Origin of the sequence: Amphibacillus cookii, assembly GCF_016908375.1 — a bacterium.
In the GTDB taxonomy this organism is placed as follows: Bacteria; Bacillota; Bacilli; order Bacillales; family Amphibacillaceae; genus Amphibacillus_C; species Amphibacillus_C cookii.
Genome location: NZ_JAFBDS010000006.1, coordinates 1 through 25,981 on the forward strand (window position 1 = coordinate 1; position 25,981 = coordinate 25,981).

Genomic DNA, 25,981 nt, shown 5'->3' on the forward strand with positions numbered 1-25,981 from the left:
TTGAATCGAAATCAGTCCAAAATGCACCTAACCAAACAAACATTCAAGCAGCATAATCCGACTTGAATATTTGTGAAATTCATCTATAAAATTGCTGGCAAAAATTCTCACCAACGTCATTTGACAAAGAACCCAAAATTCATGAAATCCCTCATTATAATATGGGACTTCATGAATTTTTTGTTTGTTTTGTGCTATTTATTTGTAAACATTTCTGGTATTAGCTTGATATGGACGTTTTGCACGGGGTGTACCTAAGATTTCAGCCATAACCACACTCTCAGCTAGTCCCTTTCTTGAAAGGTTTCTCTTAAATGCTAATCGTTTCGCTTTTGGACTTATTGTTTTTTGTCTAGAAACTAATTTACTTTCAACTTTTTTCTGCATTTGTTTGGCCTGTTTATTAACTTGATTATTGTTCTTGTCTGACGCCACATTAAGATGCTTTCTTAGTTGCTCTATTTGGGCATTCTTTTGTGCAGCAACATTAGGTGCCTTTTCATTAGAACCGGCTCTCTCTGTTTTCTGACGCTCTTGAACAGGCCTATTTAATTTGGTTTGTTGGGTACGTTTCCGTTTGCTTTCATCAGCATTATTGTCGGTATTGTTAAGAACATTTTTCAGAAGGCTACCACCAATAATGAGAAGAAACGTAATCAAAGGAGCTATAAATTCATCCATTGTCTCACTCCCCTTAAATCAATCGATTATTCTTCATCAGAATCATCTTCGGTCATTTTTCCGATTGAATCACGCATGTCAGTATCAGCATTAATGTTCTTATAGTTCATATAGTCCATCACACCCATGTGACCAGAACGTAAAGCTTCAGCAAGTGCTAATGGTACGTCAGCTTCAGCTTCAACAACTTTCGCACGCATTTCTTGGACACGCGCCACCATTTCCTGCTCTTGAGCTACCGCCATGGCACGACGTTCCTCTGCTTTAGCCTGTGCAATATTTTTATCAGCTTCAGCTTGGTCTGTTTGTAGTATTGCACCAATATTTTTTCCGATATCTACATCAGCAATATCGATCGATAAAATCTCAAATGCTGTTCCAGCATCTAATCCACGATTTAAAACATTGTGTGAAATAGAATCTGGATTTTCAAGTACTTTCTTGTGCGCTGTCGAACTACCGATCGTACTAACGACACCCTCACCTACACGAGCAATCACTGTATCTTCACCAGCACCACCGACTAATCGGTCAATATTTGCACGAACAGTAATTCGCGCTTTCGCCTTAACTTCAATACCGTCCATTGCAATACCTGCAATGAAGGGTGTTTCAATGACTTTAGGGTTAACACTCATTTGAACCGCTTGAAGCACATCACGACCAGCTAAATCAATAGCAGCGGCACGCTCAAAGCTTAATTCAATGTTTGCGCGCTGTGCAGCAATTAAAGCATTGACAACGCGATCAACGTTACCACCAGCCAAATAGTGACTCTCTAGCTGGTTAATAGTGACTTCCACCCCAGCTTTGTGTGCTTTAATTAATGGATTAATGACTCTTTGCGGGACAACGCGTCTTAATCTCATCCCAACTAAAGTAAAGATACTTACCTTAACCCCCGCTGCTAGCGCACTAATCCAAAGCGCTACCGGAATAAAGGTTAGTAAAATAATAAGGGCAACGATGATTACCCCAATAATAATAATCGGCATAAAATCTGCAGCTGTTTCCATTATTCTTCCTCCTCTTTCGTGTTTTCTCTAACGACAATCCGTGATCCTGCCACTTTCACAATCTTAATCAACTGATCCTGTGCTATAAATCCACCTTCTGTTATAACATCAATTCTTTCAGTATCAAAGACAGCAGTGCCCGCAGGTCTAAGTGGTGTAACAGTGACACCTACTTTACCAAGTAAATCATCTCGATTCGCATTCGATACATAGCCTCGTTCGGGTGTTTCAGCATCATTTAAAATAATATATTTAAATAATCCTTTTTCCAAACCAATTCGTTTATACAAAAAGATAGCTACTGCAATGGTAACAATAAGGGCAATCAATATACTTATGCTCATCTGCCTAATATCAGTGGCTGCCATAAAAAAAGATGTAAACACACTGATTCCACCTATACTCCCAAGTATCCCTCCAGGCACAAAGAATTCAGCAATAATCAGGGCAATACCTACCACGAGTAATAATAACACCTCGTAACCAGCAAAGCCTGCTACCGCATGTCCGTAGAAGAATAAAACCAGCGATATAATCCCTAATGAACCTGGTACACCAAATCCCGGTGAATAGAGCTCAACAATTAGTCCTAAACCTGCAACAGATAATAAAATGGATATGACTGTAGAACTGGTTAAAAATCTTGCGAACTCTTCTGCAATGGTTGGCTCTAATTCAATGACTTCGGATTCAGCTAAACCCAATTCATTCAATAATTCAGTTCGGTGATTAACCGTACCTTCAGAGTAACCGACTTCTATCGCCGATGTTGGCCCTAATGTTAAATATCGTCCAGCTGGCGCATTATATTCTGGTAAGTCAATATCGGGATCAGCCATTGCTTCCGCATAAAACCGATCTCTTCCTTTAGATTCAGCTGCACTTCCCATTGCTTCTAACCAATAAGATTGTGCTTTCTCGTCAGCTGCATTACCATCCCCTGTTATAATACCGCTTGCTCCCATCGTTGCTTGTGGATTCATATAAATATAATCTGCAAAAAGAGCTATATAAGAGCCTGCGGATAAAGCTTGACTTCTTATGTATGCAGTAATAGGTATATCAATGTTTTGAAGTAGCTCACCAATATTATTAGCAGCATCGACTTGACCACCTGGTGTATTAATTTCAAATATAATGTGATCAACATTTTGCTCAATAGCTTCATTGGTTGTTCGTCTTAAAAAAGCTTCAAGACCACGTTCAACCTCTTTTTCGATCGGAATGACATAAACAAGTTTTCCCTCTCCGTTTTCACTCGCTTCAAGATGATCGGTTTTTACTAAACTAAAAACCCCAACGCTAACTAACATCATACTTAAAAAAAGATAAATAAGGCGTCTATGCATTACACCACCTCCTTCCCACTTGTTTTACGGATAGCGTTAAGTTAATTTTATTCATTTCTCTTATATTATATCATGAGTATGGCAAAAAATCCCCTATCATCAGTGAATGGATAGAGGATTTTCTTTTATTGAGCTTTAAACGGTATTATGACAAATGTTTTTGAACCAGTGTATTTACTTCTGTTCCATCAGCTTTGCCCTTGACTTTTGGCATAAGCGCACCCATCACTTTTCCCATCTCTTTTTTTGAAGTGGCATTTACTTCATCGATTGTTTCAATTACAATCTTTTCAAGCTCTTCAGATGATAGCTGTTCTGGCATATACACTTGTAAAATAGCTATTTCAGCATTAAGATTACTTACAAGATCATCGCGTCCAGCTTCTTTAAACTCATGGAGGGAATCCTTTCTTTGTTTCAGCTCACGAGCTAAAACTGTCAACTCTTCTTCTTCTGACAACTCGTCTTTACCAAGTTTAATTGCTTCGTTTTGAAGTGAAGCCTTAACCATACGTATGACGCTTAACTTTTGCTTTTCTTTATTGCGCATGGCTTGTTTCATGTCTTGGTTCAGACGTTCTAATAATGACATTTGCTTCTACACCCTCTTTATAAGAAATAGCTATTTCTTATACTAAATTACTTGCGTTTTCTAGCCGCCTCAGACTTCTTCTTACGACGAACACTAGGTTTTTCATAAAATTCACGCTTACGATATTCTGACAATGTACCTGATTTTGATACACTGCGTTTAAAGCGACGAAGAGCATCCTCAAGAGACTCGTTTTTACGAACGCGAGTTGAATTTGACATGCTAATTTCCCTCCCTCCGAAGCATCAACAGATTAATTAGACATATGTATTCACTACATTTGCCTCTATGATATTATAATATAATGGGTTTTTTAGGTCAACTTTTGTTTTATCTCTATTAAAAAAAGCTAAGATTTAAGTGAAGATATAAAAGAATTATAGACTAGAAGCTGTCAAATTAGGGTGTTCCAAAACTTTTACATGCTCACCCACATTGATTGGATATCCCGATTTCGTTAATTTCACTTTGACAATCTGACCGATTAAATCTGCAGTACCTTGGAATTGAACCTTCAAATAATTATCTGAATAACCAATCAATGTTTGTTGATTCTGATCATTTATTTCAATCTCTTCAGGTATAACTTCTAATACCGTATGTTCAAATCGAGAGGCATAGGCTTTAGCTTGCTGCTCTGACAAAGCAATTAGACGGTGAACCCGATCATTTTTGACCTGATCATCTACTTGATGATCCATCCTTGCTGCCGGTGTACCTGTTCGTTTAGAGAAAGGAAATACATGGAGCTCTGAAAAACCAATATCTTTTATAAATTGATAGGTTTCTTGAAATTCTTGATCTGTTTCACCTGGAAAACCTACGATCACATCCGATGTAATTGCTAAACCTGGTAAGGCTTGTTTTAAACGCTCTACCTGTTGTTTATAAAATGCAGTGGTATATTTTCTTCTCATTCTCTCTAATACCGTGTCCGAACCAGCTTGTAAAGGAACATGCAAATGTCGAACAATTTTATCTGATTGATCGATAACTTGCATAACTTTTTCTGTAATTTGGCTAGCCTCAATTGAGGAGATACGGATTCTCTTCAATCCTTTAACCTTCGTTTCAAGATCAATAAGTAAGTCGGCAAAATCATAGCCTTTAATATCTTCTCCATAACCAGCTGTATGTATGCCTGTTAACACGATCTCTTTATAACCTGCTTCTACGAGTTGTTTAGCTTGATTTAACACATGCTCAGGCTGTCTGGAACGTAATAAGCCACGGGACCAAGGGATAATACAAAATGTGCAAAAATTATTGCATCCTTCCTGGATCTTTAGCGATGCTCGAGTACGATCGGTGAAAACAGGAACATCCATTTCTTCAAAGACTCGATTTTTCATAATATTAGAAACGCCATTAATAGGTTTGCGTGTTGTCTGGTGTTCTTCAATATAAGGGATCATCTTGTCACGATCTTGTGTACCTATGACGACATCAACCCCCGGTATCTCCATAATTTCACCTGGCGATATCTGTGCATAGCACCCTGTCACACAAACAACAGCCTCAGGGTTTTTCCTAATGGCTCTTCTAATCACTTGACGACTCTTTTTATCACCTGTGTTTGTTACCGTACAGGTGTTAATTACATAAATATCTGCTTCCCGATCAAAATCGACTCGCTCATAGCCTTGTTCTTTAAATTTCTGCCAAATTCCTTCTGTTTCATAATGATTCACTTTACAGCCTAATGTATGAAAAGCAACTGTTGTCACATGTTTCACTCCGTTTCTTCGAAGTAGTATGATAAAGCAGACAGCAAATATAAAGATGCTGTTTCTGTCCTTAATATTCTAGGACCAAATCTAACGGGTTCAAAACCATTTTGATAAAATGTATCTATTTCTTCTTCAGTTAATCCGCCTTCAGGGCCAATAATCACTATAACTGACTGGCCGGGGAGAATCTGTTTGAAAAACACATTGAGTTTTTGAGTAATTTGCTTACGTGTTGTTTCCTCGTAAGCAACGAATTTATGATCATAGTGTTGACTTAATTGAACTAATGCTTTTAGGTCATGAAGTTCTTCAACTTTAGGTAATTGATTACGATGTGCTTGTTCTGATGCTTCTTTTACAATTTTCTTTAGGCGGTGCTGCTTTTTTTCGCGTTTTTTCATATCCCATTTTACAATAGAGCGTGATGCTTGAAAAGGAATGATGGTATGCACACCTAATTCTGTTGCCTTTTGTGCAATCCAATCTAATTTATCACCTTTAGGTAAACCTTGAACTAATGTAACTTCTATAGGTAATTCAACCTCTTGTTCAAGCCAGTTTAAAATACTAAGCTTGATCACATCGGTGATTTCTATTATTTTACAAAGCGCTACTCTACCATCTGAACGATTACAAATGACCTGATCATTTAAAGTCATTCGCATAACATTAACGATATGATGAGCATCATCATTTGTTATAATGATTTGATCATTTTTCCAATTTTGATCTTCTATAAAATAGCGCTGCACAATTAAACACCCCTATTACTCCGGTTTTCTTGCAATAATCGACACCCAATCCTCCATTTGATTGACTTCGATAATGTCAAAACCTGATTCTACTAAAGCTTGCTTTACGGTTTGTTTTTTTGCTTGAATAATACCAGATGTAATAAAGATTCCGCCTGGTTTTAATATGTCAAAAGCATCTCGTTCAAAACGCAAAATAACCTCTGCTAATATATTGGCAACAATCAAGTCTGGATGAAATGTTACATGGTCAAGTAAGTTATTTTGTTTAATTTTTACTTTATCATCGACCTTATTTAATTTGGTATTAATATTTGCTGCTTTCACTGCAACATCATCAAGATCATAGGCATAAATTGAACCAGCACCTAATAAAGCAGCTGCAATGCTTAAAACACCTGATCCTGTACCTACATCAACTACCGTGGCATCTCTTTGCAAAAATTTCTCTATCGCTTGTACACTTAACACAGTGGTAGGATGTGTTCCTGTACCAAAGGCCATACCAGGATCAAGCTCAATAATAACTTCATCAGTCGAAACCGGTTGATAATCTTCCCACGTTGGCGTAATGGTGATTTTCTTTGAAATTTTCACAGGTTTATAATACTTTTTCCAAGCGGTAGCCCATTGCTCTTCATTAACCTCACTTATCGTCATTCGGTTTTGTCCAATGTCAATATTGTAAACAAGCAATTGATTAATTGCTTGTTTGATTTGTTCAACCGTTTCACCTAAAAAACTATTTACTGCCAAGTAAGCCTTTAAGACAACACCTTCATCAGGAAAATCATCTGGATCTAGTTCGTATACTTCTCCATATGGTGCGGGACGATCTTTCGCAAAATCTTCTGCATCTTCAATAACGACGCCACTAGCGCCCGCTTCGTGAAGGATATTAGAGATGGGTTCAATTGCCTCATTTGTCGTATGAATACAAAGTTCAGACCATTTCAAGTCAATCACTCTTTTCTTAATAATTAAATTCGATTACTCACCTTTAAATGCGCGCTTCACTCGGCTAAAAAAAGAATCTTCATTTTCGTCAGCTGGATCGTTTCCACTCATTTCATTAAATTCTCGTAATAATTCTTTTTGCTTTGCAGTTAATTTGGTTGGTGTAATCACTCGCATTTTAACGTGTTGATCACCATGACCATATCCTCGAACATTAGGCGCCCCTTTGCCTTTTAACCTAAAGGTTTTACCCGTTTGTGTACCAGCGGGAATCTTTAACTTAACTTTGCCATGTACGGTAGGGATTTCAATTTCGTCACCTAATGCTGCTTGCGTGTATGTTAACGGCATTTCACAGAAAATGTGATCCCCATCACGTTGATAGAATTCATGTGTTTTCACTTGAACAACAACATAAAGGTCACCAGCAGGTCCACCATTAACACCAGGCTCGCCTTGCCCAGCTACGCGAATTTGTTGGCCATCATCAATACCCGCAGGTATGCTAATATGAATTTTCTTTCTCTTTTTCACCGTGCCATTACCATTACACGTCGTACACTTTTCCTTAATTTCCTTACCGGTACCATTACAGTGGTGACAAACACGTTTATTAACGACACGACCAAAAGGCGTATTTTGCTCGACATGCAATTGTCCAGAACCATTACAGTGTTTACAGGTTTCAGGACTCGTTCCAGGTTTTGCACCAGATCCCTTACATGTTGCACAAGTTTCTTCCTTTGGTATATGAATATCCGTTTCCTTACCAAAGATTGCTTCTTCAAACTCAAGAACCATTGTATACTGTAAATCATTCCCCTGTTTTGGTGCGTTAGGATCACGACGGCCTCCACCACCGAAAAACATATCAAATATGTCACCAAAACCACCGAAATCATCAGCCCCAAATCCACCGCCGCCAAATCCTTGACTCTGTGGGCCAGCATGACCAAACTGATCATATTGTGCGCGTTTCTGATCATTGCTCAAAATCTCATAAGCTTCTTTTGCTTCTTTAAATTTATCAGGTGCATCTGCTTCTTTATTAACATCTGGATGGTATTTACGCGCTAGTTTTCGATATGCCTTTTTTATCTCATCTTTAGAAGCATTTTTATCGATACCTAGCACGTCATAATAATCCCTCTTACTCATGAAAAATCACCACTCCCGTCTCGTTTACTGCATAAATTTAATCATAACATTCTTTATACTAGCTAAACAACTATATTAAATAAGGTTGATCATATACTATTAAAAATCACTCATTTTTGCTATCTTCATTGTTTGCTTCATATCATCGATCTAGGACTTTTAGGAACTCACCTGAACGAAAACAGGACAAAAGTCAAAGCCAAGTATAACCTGACTTTGACTTTTACACATGTTTTGTTAATTATTTATCCTCTTCGTCATCAACTTCTTCATAATCAGCATCAACAACATCCTCTTTAGCGCCTTGTTCACCATCGCTTTGTTGAGCTTGCTGCGCTTGTTGAGCTTGCTCATATAGCTTGACAGATAAGGCTTGAACTTCTTGTTCTAAAGCTTCTTTTTTCGTTTTGATAGCTTCCAAGTCGCCTTCTTCTAAAGCTTTTTTCAGCTCATCTTTTGCTGTCTCAGCTTTTTGTTTTTCATCGTCTGAAACATTTTCACCTAAATCTTTCAATGTCTTATCTGTTTGGAATACTAATTGATCTGCTTCATTTCGAAGGTCAATTTCTTCGCGACGCTTTTTATCTGCTTCAGCATTTTCCTCAGCATCTTTAACCATTTGTTCAACTTCTTCATCTGATAAACCAGAAGATGATTTAATTGTAATAGACTGTTCTTTATTGGTACCCAAATCTTTTGCTCGTACATTTACAATACCATTTGAATCAATATCAAATGAAACTTCAATTTGTGGTACGCCACGAGGTGCTGGTGGAATATCTGTTAACTGGAAGCGACCCAGCGTTTTGTTATCTGCAGCCATTTCACGCTCACCCTGTAATACATGAATATCTACAGCAGTTTGGTTATCTGCAGCAGTAGAGAATACTTGAGAATGACTCGTTGGAATCGTTGTATTCCTTTCGATCAATTTAGTTGTCACACCACCCATTGTTTCAATACCAAGTGATAATGGTGTTACATCCAATAGAACGACATCTTTAACATCACCTTGAAGAACGCCACCTTGAATAGCAGCACCTAAAGCTACCACTTCATCAGGGTTAACACCTTTTGATGGATCTTGTCCAACTTCTTTCTTAATCGCTTCTTGAACAGCAGGAATACGTGTTGACCCTCCTACTAATAATACCTTATCAATATCTGATGATGTCAAACCAGCATCTTTAAGCGCTTGGCGCGTTGGCCCCATCGTACGTTCAACTAAGCTTGAAGATAATTCATCAAATTTAGCACGTGTTAAATTCATTTCTAAGTGTAATGGACCAGCATCACCAGCTGTAATAAATGGCAATGAAATTTGTGTTTGTCCTACGCCCGATAGATCTTTTTTCGCTTTTTCAGCCGCATCTTTAAGGCGTTGTAATGCCATTTTATCTTGTGAAAGGTCAATGCCATTTTCTTTTTTAAATTCTGCTACCATATGATCAATAATGACCTGGTCAAAGTCGTCCCCACCTAAACGATTGTCACCAGCTGTTGCCACTACTTCAAATGTGCCATCGCCAATATCTAGAATAGAAACATCAAATGTTCCTCCACCAAGGTCGTAAACAAGGACAGTCTGATCTTGATCACCTTTATCGATACCATAAGCTAAAGCTGCAGCTGTTGGCTCGTTTATAATACGCTCTACTTCAAGACCAGCGATTTTACCTGCATCTTTTGTAGCCTGACGCTCAGCATCATTGAAATATGCTGGCACTGTAATCACAGCTTTTTCAACACTTTCACCTAAATAATCTTCAGCATATGATTTAATGTACTGTAAAATAATAGCTGAGATCTCTTGAGGCGTATGTTCTTTACCTTCAATTTCTACTTTGTAATCTGTTCCCATATGACGCTTAATCGATTGGATCGTGTTAGGGTTAGTGATCGCCTGACGTTTAGCAACTTCGCCTACTTGACGCTCACCATTTTTAAATGAAACAACAGAAGGGGTTGTCCGACTACCTTCTGGATTTGGAATAACCTTTGCTTCTCCACCTTCCATTACTGCTACACATGAGTTCGTTGTTCCTAAGTCAATACCAATAATTTTACTCATCTATATTCCTCCTTTAATTACGTATGTAGTTATTGATTTACTTTTACCATCGCCGGACGAATAACTCGGTCCTTTAGACGATAACCTTTTTGTAATTCTTCTACAACAATATTTGAATCGTATTGATCGTCTTCTACCTGCATAACTGCTTGGTGTATGTTAGGATCAAACGTCTCACCAACGGTTTCAATAATTTCCACACCTTCTTTTTCAAGTGCAGTGCTTAATTGACGATAAATCATTTCCATCCCTTCAAAATATGCTTGAACAGATTGATCTTCAGGTTTATTGTCAAGCGCTCGTTCAAAATTATCTACAATGGGTAACAATTCTGTCACAAGCGATTGAGACTTATACTTTAAATCAGCTGCTTTTTCACGCTGCGTTCTTTTCCTGAAGTTGTCATATTCGGCTTGGAGACGAATAAGTTTATTATATAATTCATCTTTTTCTTGCCTTATCTGTTCAAGTTCTTCAGTTGAAGTATCGGTGGTTTTTTCTTCAGTGTCATCCACTAATTCTTGCTCAACCTCTTCAACTTCCTCAATCTCTTCATTTTCTAGCGTTTGTTCTTTTTTGTTATTTTCCTCCATGAGGTCACCTCCTAAATAGCACAACATAATTCAAGTATCAGAAAAGCTTTATCGCTACTAAAGCTTAAGCATTTCTTTTACCTCTTTTTAAAAAAACTAAGGAATCCATTCTATCTATGAAAACCATGGTGTATGGGTCGTACAAATAACAGAGGGAGACCTAACCCCTTTATAAATAACAGTATAGGTCAAGTATTTTACCAATCGTGAAAAGTATGACTCATCTGATTGGATAGCAAATTCAACAATGAGACAACACGTGAATATTCCATCCGTTTCGGACCTAGTAATGCAATCGTTCCAACTTGTTTTCCTGCTAGAGAGTACGTAGCCGTTATTAAGCTACAATCACGCATAGCGTTCACTTTATTTTCATGGCCAATTGAAATATGAATACCTTCATGCGTTGATCGCAAAACATTTGCCATCAGCTCTTCTTTCTCCATAATTGAATATAATGCATGAACTTTTGAAACATCATTAAATTCAGGCTGCAGTAACATATTAGTGATTCCACCAATATAAACCTGATTTGGTTGTTGATCAAATAGCGCACTTTTCAAGTAATGAAAAGCTGACTCGATATCATCAACATAATGATTAAGTATCAATGTTAATTCATGTTGTAATCGATGATGAAGTTCAACAATAGGAACGCCAACCAGTCTTTCATTTAGAATATTTACTAACTTTTCTAAATCTGATGCCTTGATCTCTGTTGGAATTGTAAATGATCGATGTTCAACATGGCCGGTATTCGTGACTAGAATCGCTACAGCAGTCGTTACAGATAAATGTACAATTTGAAGCTGCTTTAATGTTGTCTCGTATACCTGTGGTCCTAATATGATCGATGTGTAATTCGTCAAATCTGATAGAACATTTACTGATTTCTGCACCACTTGTTCAAATTCAACTAAATCTTGCTCAAATACACTTGAAATTAATTGCTGATCATTCTTTGATAAATGAAAAGGAAGCAACAAGTGATCGACATAAAATCGATAGCCTTTCTCAGAAGGAACACGTCCAGAAGAAGAGTGCGTTTTTTCAATATACCCCATTTCTTCTAAATCTGCCATTTCATTGCGAATGGTGGCCGGACTGAATGTTATTTCATCCTTTTTTGATATGGCACGCGAACCTATGGGCTGTGCTGTTTGAATGAACTCATCAATTATAACTTGTAATATCAACAGTTGTCTATTTGATAACATCGATGATCACCTCTGTTAGCACTCTTCACTTTCGAGTGCTAATACTAATAATAAATTATCAAATCAAAATTAAGTTGTCAATGCTAAGAACTTATAAATTTAAAAGTGGTTTATATTATGACATCATTAACATCTGTTTGGTCGTCTAATAAAAACTGTTGAAAAACTTCATTACCAAACATTTGTCCATGCTCAGTCATACGTATACCTTTTTTTGTTTCTTCTAACCAACCACGATCAACCAAATCTTTAATTTGACGTCCATAAAGCGCATTTAATTCAACCTGATATTTTTGTTGAAATTGCTCACGATCAATACCTACTCGTTTTCTTAACCCTAAAAACAATTCTTCTTCTATTTGCTCGCGTTTACCGATGGTTTCTGTATGCAACACTGGACGTCCCGAATCAATTGCTTCTTTTACATAAGCAGGGAAGGGTCTTAAATTAATAATACGTTGGCCAGGTAAATAGCCATGAGCACCCGCACCAAATCCATAATAGTATTTGTTATCCCAATATGTTAAATTATGTTTGCTTTCAAATCCTGGTTCTGCAAAGTTACTGATTTCATATTGAACTTTACCACTTGCTTTCATTTTATCAATAAGCAACTGAAACATGTCTGCTTCAATTTCTTCAGGTGGCTTATGGAGCTTTCCTTTTTGATAGCGTTGATAAAAAATCGTCTTTGGTTCAATCTGTAATGAGTAAGAAGAGTAATGCGGCAAATCATAAGATAGTGCTTTATCTATTGAATCACCAAACCCAGCTAAGGTTTGATTAGGTAAGCCATACATCATATCAATACTAATGTTTGTTATGCCGTGTTTCTTTAAGTCTGAAATATTTTTATCGACATCACCAATACGATGAAGGCGCCCAAGCTCTTCAAGTAATTGATTGTCAAAAACTTGCACCCCCATTGAAATGCGGTTAACGCCATATGACTTCAGCAATTTTATCTTATCTTCATTTAAATCACCAGGATTAGCTTCAAATGTATACTCTAAGACAGTATTTATATCGAAATAACGATCAATCAAACGCAATAAATATTCAAGTTGAGTTAAATTAAGGGCTGTTGGTGTTCCACCTCCAACAAAAATTGTTCTTACCATTTGTTTTTCGTTAGCTAGATAAAATTGTATTTCTTTATTTAATGCGTCAAGATATTGATCTGCCATTTTTTCTTCATAGAAAAACTTAGTGAAATCGCAGTAATGACATATTTTCTCGCAAAACGGTATATGGATATAAGCAGATGATATCATGCGATTTCTCCTCTCTCTTTCATGATGCGGAAAGCCCTTGTCGTGTAAAGAACAAGGGCGACTTAAGCTATTATTAAACAAATATTAAAGAATAGGTGCTCTGTCAAAAATTATTCATCATCGTCCATTTTTAACACTGACATAAAGGCTTCTTGAGGAACTTCAACTGACCCTACCATTTTCATGCGTTTTTTACCTTCTTTTTGTTTTTCAAGTAATTTACGCTTTCGAGATATATCTCCACCATAACATTTAGATAAAACATTTTTTCGCATCGCTTTAATAGTCGAACGTGCAATAATTTTATTCCCTATCGCTGCTTGTACAGGAACTTCAAACTGTTGCCTTGGGATAAGTTTTTTTAATTTTTCTACAATTTGTTTACCACGTTCAAAGGCAAAATCACGATGAACAATAAACGACAATGCATCAATTGTTTCACTATTTAACAAAATATCCATTTTAACTAAACTTGATGGCTTATAGCCAATCATTTCATAATCAAATGAAGCATAACCTTTCGTTTGGGATTTTAATGTGTCAAAGAAATCATAAACAATCTCCGCAAGTGGAATTTCATAAACAACATTTACCCGATTCTCATCGAGATACTGCATATCAACAAAATCACCACGTTTTTTTTGACATAGCTCCATCACAGGTCCCACATAATCATTCGGGACCATAACTGTGGCCTTCACATAAGGCTCAGATACTTCTTCAACCGATTGGTTACTTGGCATAAAGGAAGGGTTATCAATTGATAATTTACTTCCATCTGTTTGTGTCACTTCGTAAATAACACTTGGGGCTGTGGTGATCAATTCAATATTAAACTCCCGTTCTATGCGTTCTTGAATAATCTCCATATGAAGTAAACCAAGAAATCCACATCGGAATCCAAAGCCTAAAGCTTGTGATGTTTCTGCTTCATATTGTAATGACGAATCATTTAATTCAAGGCGTTCAAGAGCTTCGCGTAAATCATTATACTTATTTGCATCAATCGGATAAAGACCACAGAACACCATTGGGTTAAGTTTACGGTAACCTGGTAAAGGTTCGGAAGCCGGGTTGTTTGCTAATGTTATCGTATCTCCAACCCTTGAATCTCCTACGTTTTTAATAGATGCCGTTAAATAGCCAACATCACCGACTTGCAACTCTTTTAAAGGAACAGGCTTTGGATTAAAAACACCAAGCTCATTAACTTCAAACTCTTTACCCGTTGCCATCATTTTAATTTTATCGCCTAATTTTACACTACCCTCTTTCACACGAATATAAGCAACGACACCACGATAAGGATCATACAATGAATCAAAAATTAAAGCTTGCAGTGGATTGTTGTTAGCTCCATCAGGGGCAGGAATACGATCAACTACAGCTTCAAGAATAGACTCAATACCAATCCCTGATTTTGCGCTAACCAGTAAAGACTCCTCACCATCTATACCAATGACATCTGTTATCTCTTGTTTAATCCGCTCTGGATCTGCACTTGGTAAATCAATTTTATTTATAACAGGGATAATTTCCAAATCATTATCTAGCGCTAAATACACATTTGCTAATGTTTGTGCTTCTATACCTTGCGCAGCATCAACCACCAATATCGCGCCTTCACAAGCTGCTAAACTTCGTGATACTTCATAAGTGAAGTCGACATGTCCCGGTGTGTCAATCAAATGGAAGATATATTCTTGTCCATCATGATGTTGATATTTTAATTGAACTGCATTTAATTTAATGGTAATACCACGCTCACGCTCCAAATCCATGGCGTCAAGAAACTGCTCTTTCATTTCGCGTTGCGTCAATGCCTTTGTCTTCTCTAAAATGCGGTCTGCCAAGGTTGACTTCCCATGATCAATATGTGCAATGATCGAAAAATTACGCACATGCTTATGTTCTCTTTCTTTTGTCACTCTCATTCACTCCTATTTAATCGGACAGCAATACTAGCTTGATTATAGCAGTGATGGACCACTGGTTCAATTGTTTTCTTTTTATAAGATTAAGAATATAACCCCGTCATGCTTATATCACATCTGCTAAATCACTAACGATCTTTATCAGTCCCTCGTACATAAGCAACCCCGTTTTTTCGATCGATTGTGCTATTTTATAAGGGAACGAATACTGTTGTTTTTCTTCTACACTATCTTCTTGTGCCTCACTTATGCCATCTGAAAGATACAATGCTTTTGAACTTGTTACGATGTTTTCATTGGAAACGGTGGGTATGGAATGCTTAGGTTGATTAAATTCTGAAGAGAGTGTCATTCCAAATGTAAAAATTAAAACAGCGGCAATGAGCTTAATAACTAATTTGGCCATATCTACACTTCCTTTACTTATTCATTTCCACTCGTTGGTTCTGCATCCCAATAATAAGCCGCGAAAACTTCGGCAAACGCATCTGCTGAACGATATATTTCTTCTAGTGTATTATCAACACCACCAAATTCAATCAATACAGCATTGTCACTAACGTTTTGATTGTATACACCATTTCGACCAGCTCCACCCATGGCGACTACACCTCTACTTAAACCAGGATAATTTTCTTCTAACTTCTCATGTAATACAGTAGCAAATTCGATATTACTTTCATTCCCCTCAAAATCTGCGCCTATTACAAAAAACAACTTTGCATAATCCTCACCACTAATGGTTAACGTGGTATCTTCTCTTCGGCGACTATCACGATGTATATCAAAGACATAATTGACTCTTTGATTTTGAGCTAGTGCTTCTTCAACAATAGGCTTCGAGGCTTGATATGATTGCCAATATTCCCATCCATTATCATGTAATACTTGAGTAAAATCAGTTTGATCGACCAAAGCACCAATTCCCTTATTAGCTAGATTTTTTTTCAAATATTCACTTATTAATGTGACGTTCAATTCTGCATGAAAGGCGGCGTTTGGGTCTTTTACCTCATCTAAGTGTGGTAAAAATGATTCTCGATTGTGTGTATTGTAAATAAAAACACTTTGCTCCTCAACTTCCAACTCTTCTTCATCGATTTCTACCACCTCGTCAACGACGATTCGGTCTTCTAAAATAATATCTAACGGTGCTGATGATTCAACAGGAAGGTTGGAGTAATTTGTTCCTTCTTGTCCAATAATAATTCGGTGCTGATAAGGGTGAAAGCCCGGTAGTTCATTACCAAACAATGTTCGCATATCGGAATAATTCAGTTTTGTAATAAATTGCAAGAAAAATTCAGACATTGAAGTGTTAGGTAATTTATCTTTAAAGTGATATGACAAAGGTTTGACTTCAGTAGCAAGTAGAGTTAAATAGATTGATGAGTCAAAGTCTTCGGTTAGACTGTTTAGCATGGGGTGTGAAGCTCGCTTTCCTATTGGAATCGTGGCGGTAAAGCCGATAATTGCAAAGAGCAATATAGAAATACATACCCACCCCATTAGCCATTTAAGGATAATCCTGTTATGCCCCTTACCTTTTTGTATGCGTGACATCGTTAATCCTACCTTCTCTATAGCTTAATACTAGACTATATGATAGAGATGAAAGGAATAGAACGTATCATTTTACTAAGACTTGATTAAATGCGTTTCTCTACTGTAGATTATTATTCATAGAACAACGAGCGAAGTTATTTATTCTAATCGTTCGTCAAGTTACCTAGACGTTCTTCTAACGTGTCGCACTATTGGCCAAATGACTATCAACATGTGTGTGCAATGCACTATTAATTCCATTTGCTATTAAATGAGCCATATCATGAATGAAGCCATCAATTTCTTTTGGGGTAACCATTAAATTGTGTCCTAAAGGGCTTAATACTTCTTGTATTAACTGTCTTTTTTCAGTTTCGTTTAAAGTACCAATCATACCAAATATTGCTTTTCGTTTATCAGCTTGTGGAAGATCATTTTCAGTTAATTTTTTTTCACCAAAATTTAAACTTGCCGGCGCTAGACGACGTGAAGGTTTGTCTTGCTCATTTAACTCACGCCCCATATGTTTAAACACGTAATCAATGGTATCACTTGTTATAGTAACGGCGTCTACAACCGTCGGAACCCCGACTGCAATTACCGGAATCCCAAAAGTTTCATAACTGAGTGCTTTCCTTTTATTACCTACACCTGAACCTGGGTGAATACCTGTATCAGATATTTGAATCGTTGCATTTACACGTTCAATCGATCGAGAAGCTAACGCATCTATTGCAATAATAAAGTCAGGTTTCACCTGTTCGACAAGGCCTTTAATCATGTCACTTGTTTCTAATCCCGTTACACCCATCACACCTGGAGAAAAGGCAGCGACAGGTCGGTAACCATCTTGAACCATTTCGGGATGATGTTCGAATAAATGTTTTGTAACCAAGATTTTCTTTACCGCTTCAGGTCCTAAAGCATCTGGAGTCACATGATCATTTCCCAATCCAACCACTAAACACGTTGCTTTTTTATCAACCCCATTTTCATTTAAGAGGTCCGCCAATAAGCTACTTAGTACTTGTGCTGTTTTCTGTTGTCCATCACTATCTTGCTTTTTAACCGCGCTTGTTTCAAGGGTAATATAATGACCTGCTTTTTTATTGATTTGTTGTTCGCCCTCTTTATTAACTTGGACATGTGTCACTTTGTACCCTTGGATGTCTTTTTCAATGACATTGACTCCAGACTCTTTCTTTTCTGTATCTTCTTTTTCCACATACATTTCTTTAGCCTCAACTGCTAAGTCAGTTCTCACTTCAAGTTTCTCTTTAGTCAATCGATCCACACCCTTTACTGCTTTTTCATTAATTTAGCCTAAAGTGGTCCTTTTCATACAAAATACGATTCAGCAATATTTGTGTTGAAAACTTGTCAAAGCTTTGGTAAAATGTCACTTGTTCCATAATAATTTATTATGGATGTCAACATGTGGAGGTGAGAATAAATGGCTAATATTAAATCAGCAATTAAGCGTATTCGTGTTAATCAAGACCAGCATGCACAGAACGCACCGGTAAAATCTGAAATGCGTACAAACATTAAACGCGTTGAAAAATTAGTAAGTGAAAACAATGCTTCAGAAGCAAAGCTTGCATTAAAAGATGCAGTTAAAAAAATTGATAAAGCAGTTCAAAAAGGCATTGTCCATCGAAACAATGGCAATCGTCAAAAGTCACGCTTAACGAAAAAAGTTAATCAACTTGGTGCTTAACCAATAAAAAAACGATCCTAATTTTAATGGATCGTTTTTTTATTGGTTAAGCGTTTATTAGTTGATAAAGCAATAACTCAAATGCTAAATTTTTCTCAACTTTACCTTGTTTGATAGCTTGGTCCGTTTCAGCACATTTTCCAATACAATAATATAAATAATTTAAGCTAAATCTTCTCTCTCTCTCTATCCCCATCTTTACAACGTACGGATGAAGTTTAAGTTGCTGAGCCATTTGTTTTTGACTATAACCTTTCTTTTGCAGTAATTTAACTTGATAAATAACTCGTAACTGTGAAGCTAATAATGCCACTAGCGCTATCGGCTCTTCATTTAATCGGAGTAGATCTTTATATGTTTGGATAGCTAACTGTAAATCTTTAGTTAAAACGGTATCAACAAGTTTCAAACCTGACGTATTACCTTGATGTGAAATAAGGTTTTTGGCAATATCAAGCGTAACTGTACCGCCTTCACCAACATTTAAAGAAAGTTTTTCAATTTCCTTCTCTAATATGGATAGATTTGCCCCTGCTTCACTTATTAGAAGCTCTTGCACACCATGTTCGAATACTATGTGATAGGATTTAATCATATGTTCGACCCATTTATCTAAATGCCAAGGCTTTACTTCTTCACAGCAAATGGTCAGCGCAGATTTTTTTAATCGTTTGGCTATTTTTTTTCTTTCGTCAATTTTCTCATATGGAGCAATAAGAATAAGAACAGAAAAATCCACCGGATCATTTAAATAATTGATCAAACGGTTTGTGTCATGTTCAATTGAAGTTTTAGAAGGTTTAGCAGTTAAAAATGAAGCTTGATCAGCGATAACGACCTTGTCTCCACCCAAAAAAGGATATGTTTCAACTTCTAATATCACCTCATCAATAGCTGTCTGATCAAGATCAAAGCGGATGACATGCTCTAATCGCTCTCGAACATCAATTTTGTCTAACTTTACATTAATAATTTGTTCAACTATCTTTTCGATTAAATATTGCTCTTCCCCATATATTAAAAAGACACTATCCTCTACTTGTTGTTTTAAGTGCTCAACTGCTTCCATATAATTCATTATTTCATCTCCGATCAAAACATATCTTTAACTATCGTAAAGCTTGTTTGATCATTTGACAAGAAGAAAAAGAAAGGGAGATAGGGATCCCTTTCTTCTATCTATATAAACGATTAGCATTCAGACCTAGGCCACTGAATATTAATCGATATTTTATTGCTTAGCTGAACAAAATATCTCTATAAAAGTATTTTCACCAATATCTTAATTACTACGCCTGTTAACTGTTGCTAAGTCAGTTAAATTCCGTTTCAAACATTTTATCCACTGATAGCTTATGGTAGGAATGGCAAAAATGTTCCCGAAGATTGTTTTTCATGATAAATAAATTGAACCGCTCCATGATGATCGGTTCGATAGATCTTCACACCAAGATCAAATAACCTTTCTATAACATCATCATGAGGATGTTGAAATCGGTTATTCCGCCCAGCAGATATTAACGCAGTCTTTACATTGAGCCCCTCCAAAAATAATAAACCACTAGATGTAGCACTTCCATGATGAGCAACTGATAAAATATCAATTTCCAAACTTGGATATTGATGTATGAGGTCGATTTCCACTTTTTCTGAAATGTCCCCCGTTAACAACCAATCCGTATCAGCGAATTTCGTGTATAGGACAAGTGAATTATCATTGCGATCTAGCCAATCTCTTGTAGGGCCGAGCGAAACAAAAGCTTGACCCGCGATATCGAAAGCCTGCCTGGGTCTAATGATTTGATGTTCAATTTGATCACGGTCTAGTTTATCCTTTAATTCTTTTGGAAATTGCAGATATTGAGAAGTAATTAAGTGACCAACTGTGAAATCTTCAATAAGATAGGCTAAGCTACCTAGATGATCATGATCTTCATGTGAAATAATGATCGCATCAATCTTGCTTATCCCCTCATAAAATAAATAGGGTTTAATAACCTGTTGATACAGCCGATCAGACGAAGAACTAAAATCACTGGTAAAGCTTCCTCCAACATCATATAAAATAACCCCCTTTTTATGGGGCAATTGAATAACAAGAGCATCAGCTTGTCCAATATCAAGCATGGTAACTTTTCCGTATGGATTTAAATAAGGACGTACCAGTAGTGAAGCAATAATCAAGATTATCGAGAGCAAAGAACTCAATACTTTTTTGAAATTTTGCTTTTCAAATTGATTTAAAAAGTAATAAAAGGAAACATAAAAAGCGACCATATAGATCGATGGAAATTCACCTATGATAAGCGGTTTATAAAGATATTGATCAGCAAATAATAAAATATTTAAAAATAAATCATGAACAATGGTAATAAAAAAGGTGAATAGAGGAAGTAAAAACGGGAAAACAAAAATACTGATAAAGGTAATAAACATAGAAGGTATGAAAAACACAGCGAAATACCAAGAAACAATGGTATTAATTAATAAACTCATCGGATTAAATACATAAAAGTAATGAATTTGAAGGGGAAGGATGACGACCATACTTAAAATCGTAATAAATATCGCCTTTACTATCTTTCCTTTAATCATGCTAAGTATCTTGGCGGACAACAATAGTGAAAAGGTAATAATAAAAGAAAATTGAAAACCAATATGGTACATCCAGGCTGGTTGTAAAAGTAACAATAAAATAAAGCTAATGCTTAAAAAGTCAATCGGCTGAATGCGTCGATGAAATAACCACGACAATAAGTTTAAAATACCGACAATACACGCTCTCCAAACAGAAGGAGAACCACCTGCTAGTAATGGATAGAAACTAAGCAAGACAAGTAAGATAAAGTACGTTGTTTCTTTTGTAATTCCGATTAATCGATTGCATAAACCATAAAGCAGACCGATCAGTAAGCATACATGCAAACCAGAGATAGACAATAAATGCGTTAAATGCCATCTTTGAAACAATTGAAGGTAGGTATCTTCAATTGCTGATCTTTCGCCCAAAACAAGTGACTTCATCCAAATCGCCATTGTATCATTTTTTAAAGAAAGATCTATTTTCTCTAAAATACGCTTACGCAACATTGTTATAGAGCCAATCGCATCATTTCCTTCACACTGGATAGGTTGATGCGAATCAGCATATAATTGATAAGAAATACCTTGGTTTTCTAAGTAGTGACTATAATTAAATTGCCCAGGATTTGTTGCCTCTTCAAACCGTTCGACCGTCCCGACAATCTGACAAGTTGCGCCCACATTAAAAGTATCTGGGGGGTGATTTGAAAAATCAACTACTTTAACCTTATCCGAATGTGTCCTCAGCCAAAAAGAACGGTATTGGGCCGATTCACTTTCTATATTTATAATTTTACCCGTAATGGTCAGTTGATCACCATCGGTTAATTCAAGATCGTCCATAGGATAACGATAATATTGGAAAAAGAAAAGTGTAACACCAATCAGTGAAATGCAACCCAAAATAGGTAATCGTTTTGTTTGTGTCCAGTATGTAAGCAGTATCAACCAAACACCACTAATGATCAACCAACCTTCAAATCGTTTTGAAATATAAAAGCCAACAAGACATGCAACGACCAGCAAGTGACCTTTACCGCGCACTGTAACCTCCTTATTAAGCTTTATTTGGCAATAGATTTAATGTTTGTTCTGCTAATGGGATACACTCAACATCTACATGTGCTTCCCGAAAAAGCTCCTGTGCATAGAGGTGATTCTTGTAATCAGATGCATAATATACCGTTTTAATTCCAGCTTGAATAATCGATTTGCAACACTGTAAGCAAGGAAAATGTGTCACGTATATTTCCGCCCCATCAGTTGGAGCGCCAAATTTTGCACATTGTAAAATAGCATTCATCTCTGCATGAACGGTTCGAACACAATGTCCATCAATCAGATAACACCCCTCATCAATGCAATGAGCGCTGCCTGAGACACTACCGTTATATCCACCTGCTATAATTCGTTTATCTCTTACAATAGTCGCACCTACTGTTAATCGTTCACAAGTGCTTCTAAGCGCAATTAAATGACTTTGCGCCATAAAATATTGATGCCAAGAAATACGTTCCATTAAACATTCATCCTTTCTAATTGAACAGGTATTAATTACCACACTCTCAATAGAGGGGAAGGGCTCTAAATCACGCACGTCTATCGTGTTGTTCAATCATGAAAGCGAGACCATTCATTACACATACAAGGCCATTTGTAATAAATACCAGACGGTTTTAACCAGATTCTATTAAGGTACAATAATAAATTCAGCTAATTGAGAAACAGTCTTTTCGCCGATGCCTGACACATTTTGAATATCCTCAAACGATTGAAAAGCACCGCTCTCTTCGCGATACTTAATAATAGCTTGCGCTTTTGCCTTCCCTATACCAGGGAGCTGTTCAAGTTCTGTTTGCGTAGCTGTATTTATTTTAATTTTATCATGACTTTCACCGGAAGTGGATATTAAATTTTCTGCTTCATCGACATGAGGCACAATAATAACCATTTCATCGTATACTTTTTCTGCTAAATTAATCTGTTTTTCATCAGCATTAGCTTTTAGTCCACCTGCATAGTCAATAACATCTACAACGCGATCATTTTCTTCAACGTTGTAAACACCTGGCTGTTCAACTTCACCCTTAATATCAACATAGAGCGTATCGTTTGTGCCGGAAGATTGATCTGGGCTGATCGTATCGGTATCAGCAGATGCTGGTTCAATATCAATGGTTGGGGTTTGCTTACTAGCGTCGATAGGTTCATTCGCAGAGAAAAAATGAGGGATAAGCAGTTCAGATAAAAGCGCAATCAGTAAAAATACACACACAATAATCATAATCATATTTTGTTTAATCCATTTCACAATACACCTCAGTTCATTTATTTTTTAGGATCCAGGCCTCCCCTCCTTAATTGATTCGACAATGACGTTCTCTTCCCTGCAACAATTTTAATAAGTGTAGTTGATCTTTATACAAACACCAGTAAACTGTATTTAAAAAAACAAGACCATTTTCCGTGTGCCTTGTTTTTTCTAGCTCTATTTTAATAATCAAATTTCAAAACATTTTGTCACCATACACTTTATTAACCTTGAGTAAACGATCTTTATTTTTTACAAACAAAGAATAAACGATCGCCTGTCTTGTCAGATGATTGAATATCAAGTGGTTGTTGTTCAAAGTCAGCAAATACTTGAATATCTTTAAAACCAGCATCGTTTAATAATGAAATAAAATCGTCAGCCAAAAAAGTTCGTTGATGGTGTTCTTCATCAAAGCGTTGATACAATCCCTGTTTTTCGACAAAAAAAGTTAATTCATGATGCATTTCACCTTCTCGCTTACCTTGTCGGCAAAACCATATATATGCTAAATCATTATAAACTTCAGAAAAAACTTGATCAATCATATGATTTTGCACATGCGCCATGCTATGAACATCAAAAATAAACACCCCGCCGACTTTCAAAGCTTGGTAAATACCAAAAAAAGCACGCTCGAGTTGATCGCGTTCAATGATATAATTGATGACATCACAATAACTGATAACACAATCATAGTCATCTAACCCTTCTAAATGTAAAATATCTTGTTTAAACCAATTGATCTTTAGTTGCTCTTTAATTGCTCGTTCAGACGCCTGCGCAAGCATGGATTCAGATATATCAACACCTGTCATGTCATATCCTTGACTAGCTAAACGGCATGTTATTTGACCTGTTCCACAACCCAAATCAAGGACTTTAACATACCCGCGTTTTGGTTCTTGTTTCAAGATAACCTCTGTGAATGTAACCCAATCGTCATATGGAGCGTCCTTCATTAAAAAATCATATAGATTTGCCATTTCTTGATAAGCCATGTATTAACCCTCTTCGCCCAGTGTGATTTCAAGTAGGGGCGCATCTCCCCATAGACGCTCTAAATTATAATATTGTCGATCTTCTTGACGAAAGACGTGACAAACAATATCACCTAAGTCAATTACGATCCATTTCGCTTGCTCGAAGCCTTCACTACGTTTAACTTCTATTTCATGTTGTTCGGCTTGATCGATTATCTCCCTAGCAATGGCTTGTGTTTGACGTTCATTCGTTGCATCACAAATAATAAAATAATCTGCAACCGTCGATAACCCTTTCATATCCAATGTTATAATGTCATTTGCTCGCTTGTCATCTGCGGCTTTAACAACTAATTTCAATAAGTCCATGTCGTTCATGAATTTGACTCCTCCAATTTTCTTTTTAAGTCATTATACATATTAAGTGTTTCAGGATAAATGAGGCGCTCATTTTCCAACAAAAATCTCATTCCATTTCGAACAGCCATGAAACAGGCCTCGTTTAGATTTGATTCTGCTTGTTTTCTCACTGCATCTAACCCCTCAAAATCTCGGCCTGGTTCAATATAATCAGCTAAATAAATAATCTTTTCCAACTTCGTCATTGAGGCATGGCCTGTTGTATGCCAATAAATGGCTTCTTTGACTGCTGGATTGTTAATATTTAATTCCGTTTCAACTAAAATTGATGCAACCGGACCATGCCATAACTCATGATGATAACTAAGTAAGTCATTGGGTAACTGATGCTTTCTAATGATCTGTGCCATTTCATCTAAATCCCTGTATTTCGCATAATCATGAAAAATAGCAGCCAAAACCGTTTCTCCTTTATCAACTTCAAAACGGTCCGCCAATATCAAAGCGGTCTCAGTCACACGTTCTGTATGGGCAAACCTTGAGGCCGTTAGATGCGGCTTTACCGCTTTGAGAGCACTACTTTTGTCCATATAATTCTCTCTCCTTTATAACCGCTAACACACTCTCGGGTATAAGATAACGCACCGTCCTATTCATTTTAAGCCGATCTCTTATTAAGGTGGAAGAAATGTCAAGTCCAGGTACATCCAATAAGATAACCGGAAAAGGTGTATCTAACTGATATTCTGGCCTTTTCACACCTACAAATTGAACGAATTCAACAAGTTGGTCAATTTTATGCCAATTCGGTAAGTATTCAACCATGTCTGCACCAATAATAAAATAAAAATTGACATCTGGATAAGCCAACTTTAATGTTTTAATCGTATCAATCGTGTAGGACTTTCCTTCTCTTTCTAGTTCTATGTTATTTATTTTAAAGAGTGGTTGATCATTTATCGCTGCTGATAACATCGCAACTCGATCTTCTGCAGAAACATTCGCTTTCTCTTTATGAGGTGGTTCTCCAGAAGGAATAAACCATATTTCATCTAAATTCAAACGCTCAATTACTTCGTCTGCAATGGCTAAATGCCCAATGTGCGGTGGATCAAAAGTGCCACCTAACAAGCCGATTTTTTTCATTTTCAAACC

The 25,981-nt window shown here is 36.7% G+C and carries 26 protein-coding genes; 1 reads left to right on the top strand and 25 read right to left on the bottom strand.

Translation table 11 applies throughout. The features are described from left to right. Window positions 1–198: 198 nt before the first annotated feature. From JOE23_RS09520 to gpr, 17 genes are all read right to left on the bottom strand, one after another. Window positions 199–681 carry a hypothetical protein gene (locus tag JOE23_RS09520; RefSeq protein WP_204437944.1) on the bottom strand — a complete coding sequence of 161 codons (483 nt, stop codon included), beginning with the start codon at window positions 679–681 and terminating at the stop codon, window positions 199–201. 26 nt (window positions 682–707) lie between these two features. After that, window positions 708–1,676: a flotillin-like protein FloA gene (gene floA, locus JOE23_RS09525; protein ID WP_169315499.1), complete on the bottom strand. Its 969-nt coding sequence runs from the start codon at window positions 1,674–1,676 to the stop codon at window positions 708–710. Between the two features lie 20 nt (window positions 1,677–1,696). Continuing rightward, window positions 1,697–3,046, bottom strand: a complete 1,350-nt coding sequence (locus JOE23_RS09530) for an NfeD family protein (RefSeq protein ID WP_204437946.1) — start codon at window positions 3,044–3,046, stop codon at window positions 1,697–1,699. Between the two features lie 145 nt (window positions 3,047–3,191). Next, entirely contained in the window at window positions 3,192–3,638 is a 447-nt protein-coding gene (locus JOE23_RS09535) for a GatB/YqeY domain-containing protein (protein ID WP_204437948.1), read from the bottom strand. A 47-nt stretch (window positions 3,639–3,685) separates the two neighbouring features. Then, window positions 3,686–3,859: a 30S ribosomal protein S21 gene (rpsU, locus tag JOE23_RS09540; RefSeq protein ID WP_017472618.1), complete on the bottom strand. Its 174-nt coding sequence runs from the start codon at window positions 3,857–3,859 to the stop codon at window positions 3,686–3,688. A 156-nt stretch (window positions 3,860–4,015) separates the two neighbouring features. Continuing rightward, on the bottom strand, window positions 4,016–5,365 hold the full coding sequence (mtaB, locus tag JOE23_RS09545; protein WP_204437956.1) for a tRNA (N(6)-L-threonylcarbamoyladenosine(37)-C(2))-methylthiotransferase MtaB: 1,350 nt from the start codon (window positions 5,363–5,365) through the stop codon (window positions 4,016–4,018). Between the two features lie 5 nt (window positions 5,366–5,370). After that, complete coding sequence (locus JOE23_RS09550) at window positions 5,371–6,120, bottom strand: 16S rRNA (uracil(1498)-N(3))-methyltransferase (RefSeq protein WP_204437957.1); 750 nt, start codon at window positions 6,118–6,120, stop codon at window positions 5,371–5,373. 15 nt (window positions 6,121–6,135) lie between these two features. Then, window positions 6,136–7,077: a 50S ribosomal protein L11 methyltransferase gene (gene prmA / locus JOE23_RS09555; protein WP_204437958.1), complete on the bottom strand. Its 942-nt coding sequence runs from the start codon at window positions 7,075–7,077 to the stop codon at window positions 6,136–6,138. A 33-nt stretch (window positions 7,078–7,110) separates the two neighbouring features. Next, window positions 7,111–8,235: a molecular chaperone DnaJ gene (dnaJ, locus tag JOE23_RS09560; RefSeq protein ID WP_204437959.1), complete on the bottom strand. Its 1,125-nt coding sequence runs from the start codon at window positions 8,233–8,235 to the stop codon at window positions 7,111–7,113. Between the two features lie 241 nt (window positions 8,236–8,476). Further along, entirely contained in the window at window positions 8,477–10,306 is a 1,830-nt protein-coding gene (dnaK, locus tag JOE23_RS09565; protein WP_204437964.1) for a molecular chaperone DnaK, read from the bottom strand. A 29-nt stretch (window positions 10,307–10,335) separates the two neighbouring features. Beyond that, window positions 10,336–10,899 (bottom strand): nucleotide exchange factor GrpE, encoded by a 564-nt coding sequence (grpE, locus tag JOE23_RS09570; RefSeq protein ID WP_204437966.1) that lies wholly within the window; start codon window positions 10,897–10,899, stop codon window positions 10,336–10,338. A gap of 197 nt (window positions 10,900–11,096) precedes the next feature. Next, a complete protein-coding gene (gene hrcA, locus JOE23_RS09575; RefSeq protein ID WP_204437967.1) occupies window positions 11,097–12,116 on the bottom strand; it encodes a heat-inducible transcriptional repressor HrcA in 1,020 nt (339 codons plus the stop codon). Window positions 12,117–12,226: 110 nt separating this feature from the next. After that, window positions 12,227–13,390 (bottom strand): radical SAM family heme chaperone HemW, encoded by a 1,164-nt coding sequence (gene hemW / locus JOE23_RS09580; RefSeq protein WP_204437968.1) that lies wholly within the window; start codon window positions 13,388–13,390, stop codon window positions 12,227–12,229. 110 nt (window positions 13,391–13,500) lie between these two features. After that, a complete protein-coding gene (lepA, locus tag JOE23_RS09585; RefSeq protein ID WP_420827538.1) occupies window positions 13,501–15,318 on the bottom strand; it encodes a translation elongation factor 4 in 1,818 nt (605 codons plus the stop codon). A 112-nt stretch (window positions 15,319–15,430) separates the two neighbouring features. Then, on the bottom strand, window positions 15,431–15,730 hold the full coding sequence (locus tag JOE23_RS09590; protein ID WP_204437970.1) for a hypothetical protein: 300 nt from the start codon (window positions 15,728–15,730) through the stop codon (window positions 15,431–15,433). A 17-nt stretch (window positions 15,731–15,747) separates the two neighbouring features. Continuing rightward, window positions 15,748–16,887, bottom strand: a complete 1,140-nt coding sequence (gene spoIIP / locus JOE23_RS09595; RefSeq protein WP_204437971.1) for a stage II sporulation protein P — start codon at window positions 16,885–16,887, stop codon at window positions 15,748–15,750. Between the two features lie 178 nt (window positions 16,888–17,065). Then, window positions 17,066–18,154 (bottom strand): GPR endopeptidase, encoded by a 1,089-nt coding sequence (gpr, locus tag JOE23_RS09600; protein ID WP_204437972.1) that lies wholly within the window; start codon window positions 18,152–18,154, stop codon window positions 17,066–17,068. 168 nt (window positions 18,155–18,322) lie between these two features. Here gpr and rpsT point away from each other — a divergent pair, with 168 nt between their 5' ends. Next, window positions 18,323–18,589, top strand: a complete 267-nt coding sequence (gene rpsT / locus JOE23_RS09605) for a 30S ribosomal protein S20 (protein WP_204437973.1) — start codon at window positions 18,323–18,325, stop codon at window positions 18,587–18,589. Between the two features lie 46 nt (window positions 18,590–18,635). On the opposite strand, the gene holA is transcribed toward rpsT, so the two are convergent. From holA to JOE23_RS09645, 8 genes are all read right to left on the bottom strand, one after another. Beyond that, window positions 18,636–19,667, bottom strand: a complete 1,032-nt coding sequence (gene holA, locus JOE23_RS09610) for a DNA polymerase III subunit delta (RefSeq protein ID WP_204437975.1) — start codon at window positions 19,665–19,667, stop codon at window positions 18,636–18,638. Between the two features lie 275 nt (window positions 19,668–19,942). Further along, on the bottom strand, window positions 19,943–22,216 hold the full coding sequence (locus JOE23_RS09615; protein ID WP_204437977.1) for a DNA internalization-related competence protein ComEC/Rec2: 2,274 nt from the start codon (window positions 22,214–22,216) through the stop codon (window positions 19,943–19,945). 13 nt (window positions 22,217–22,229) lie between these two features. Then, window positions 22,230–22,691, bottom strand: a complete 462-nt coding sequence (locus JOE23_RS09620; RefSeq protein ID WP_204437980.1) for a ComE operon protein 2 — start codon at window positions 22,689–22,691, stop codon at window positions 22,230–22,232. A 171-nt stretch (window positions 22,692–22,862) separates the two neighbouring features. Beyond that, window positions 22,863–23,483 (bottom strand): DUF655 domain-containing protein, encoded by a 621-nt coding sequence (locus JOE23_RS09625; protein WP_204437982.1) that lies wholly within the window; start codon window positions 23,481–23,483, stop codon window positions 22,863–22,865. Window positions 23,484–23,728: 245 nt separating this feature from the next. Beyond that, complete coding sequence (locus JOE23_RS09630) at window positions 23,729–24,484, bottom strand: class I SAM-dependent DNA methyltransferase (RefSeq protein ID WP_204437990.1); 756 nt, start codon at window positions 24,482–24,484, stop codon at window positions 23,729–23,731. Between the two features lie 3 nt (window positions 24,485–24,487). Continuing rightward, window positions 24,488–24,844, bottom strand: a complete 357-nt coding sequence (rsfS, locus tag JOE23_RS09635; RefSeq protein ID WP_204437992.1) for a ribosome silencing factor — start codon at window positions 24,842–24,844, stop codon at window positions 24,488–24,490. Continuing rightward, the gene (gene yqeK, locus JOE23_RS09640) at window positions 24,841–25,416 is read right to left on the bottom strand and encodes a bis(5'-nucleosyl)-tetraphosphatase (symmetrical) YqeK (RefSeq protein ID WP_204437993.1); all 576 of its coding nucleotides are present in this window, start codon (window positions 25,414–25,416) and stop codon (window positions 24,841–24,843) included. The genes rsfS and yqeK overlap by 4 nt, the downstream gene beginning before the upstream one ends. Next, window positions 25,403–25,972 carry a nicotinate-nucleotide adenylyltransferase gene (locus JOE23_RS09645; RefSeq protein WP_204437994.1) on the bottom strand — a complete coding sequence of 190 codons (570 nt, stop codon included), beginning with the start codon at window positions 25,970–25,972 and terminating at the stop codon, window positions 25,403–25,405. The genes yqeK and JOE23_RS09645 overlap by 14 nt, the downstream gene beginning before the upstream one ends. Window positions 25,973–25,981: the final 9 nt, after the last annotated feature.

What these genes read in the sequence shown, in the direction of transcription:
- JOE23_RS09520 (WP_204437944.1), bottom strand. Translation starts at nt 681, where the DNA reads ATGGATGAATTTATAGCTCCTTTGATTACGTTTCTTCTCATTATTGGT.
- floA (WP_169315499.1), bottom strand. Translation starts at nt 1,676, where the DNA reads ATGCCGATTATTATTATTGGGGTAATCATCGTTGCCCTTATTATTTTA.
- JOE23_RS09530 (WP_204437946.1), bottom strand. Translation starts at nt 3,046, where the DNA reads ATGCATAGACGCCTTATTTATCTTTTTTTAAGTATGATGTTAGTTAGC.
- JOE23_RS09535 (WP_204437948.1), bottom strand. Translation starts at nt 3,638, where the DNA reads ATGTCATTATTAGAACGTCTGAACCAAGACATGAAACAAGCCATGCGC.
- rpsU (WP_017472618.1), bottom strand. Translation starts at nt 3,859, where the DNA reads ATGTCAAATTCAACTCGCGTTCGTAAAAACGAGTCTCTTGAGGATGCT.
- dnaJ (WP_204437959.1), bottom strand. Translation starts at nt 8,235, where the DNA reads ATGAGTAAGAGGGATTATTATGACGTGCTAGGTATCGATAAAAATGCT.
- dnaK (WP_204437964.1), bottom strand. Translation starts at nt 10,306, where the DNA reads ATGAGTAAAATTATTGGTATTGACTTAGGAACAACGAACTCATGTGTA.
- grpE (WP_204437966.1), bottom strand. Translation starts at nt 10,899, where the DNA reads ATGGAGGAAAATAACAAAAAAGAACAAACGCTAGAAAATGAAGAGATT.
- hrcA (WP_204437967.1), bottom strand. Translation starts at nt 12,116, where the DNA reads ATGTTATCAAATAGACAACTGTTGATATTACAAGTTATAATTGATGAG.
- hemW (WP_204437968.1), bottom strand. Translation starts at nt 13,390, where the DNA reads ATGATATCATCTGCTTATATCCATATACCGTTTTGCGAGAAAATATGT.
- JOE23_RS09590 (WP_204437970.1), bottom strand. Translation starts at nt 15,730, where the DNA reads ATGGCCAAATTAGTTATTAAGCTCATTGCCGCTGTTTTAATTTTTACA.
- spoIIP (WP_204437971.1), bottom strand. Translation starts at nt 16,887, where the DNA reads ATGTCACGCATACAAAAAGGTAAGGGGCATAACAGGATTATCCTTAAA.
- rpsT (WP_204437973.1), top strand. Translation starts at nt 18,323, where the DNA reads ATGGCTAATATTAAATCAGCAATTAAGCGTATTCGTGTTAATCAAGAC.
- holA (WP_204437975.1), bottom strand. Translation starts at nt 19,667, where the DNA reads ATGAATTATATGGAAGCAGTTGAGCACTTAAAACAACAAGTAGAGGAT.
- JOE23_RS09620 (WP_204437980.1), bottom strand. Translation starts at nt 22,691, where the DNA reads ATGGAACGTATTTCTTGGCATCAATATTTTATGGCGCAAAGTCATTTA.
- JOE23_RS09630 (WP_204437990.1), bottom strand. Translation starts at nt 24,484, where the DNA reads ATGGCTTATCAAGAAATGGCAAATCTATATGATTTTTTAATGAAGGAC.
- rsfS (WP_204437992.1), bottom strand. Translation starts at nt 24,844, where the DNA reads ATGAACGACATGGACTTATTGAAATTAGTTGTTAAAGCCGCAGATGAC.
- yqeK (WP_204437993.1), bottom strand. Translation starts at nt 25,416, where the DNA reads ATGGACAAAAGTAGTGCTCTCAAAGCGGTAAAGCCGCATCTAACGGCC.
- JOE23_RS09645 (WP_204437994.1), bottom strand. Translation starts at nt 25,972, where the DNA reads ATGAAAAAAATCGGCTTGTTAGGTGGCACTTTTGATCCACCGCACATT.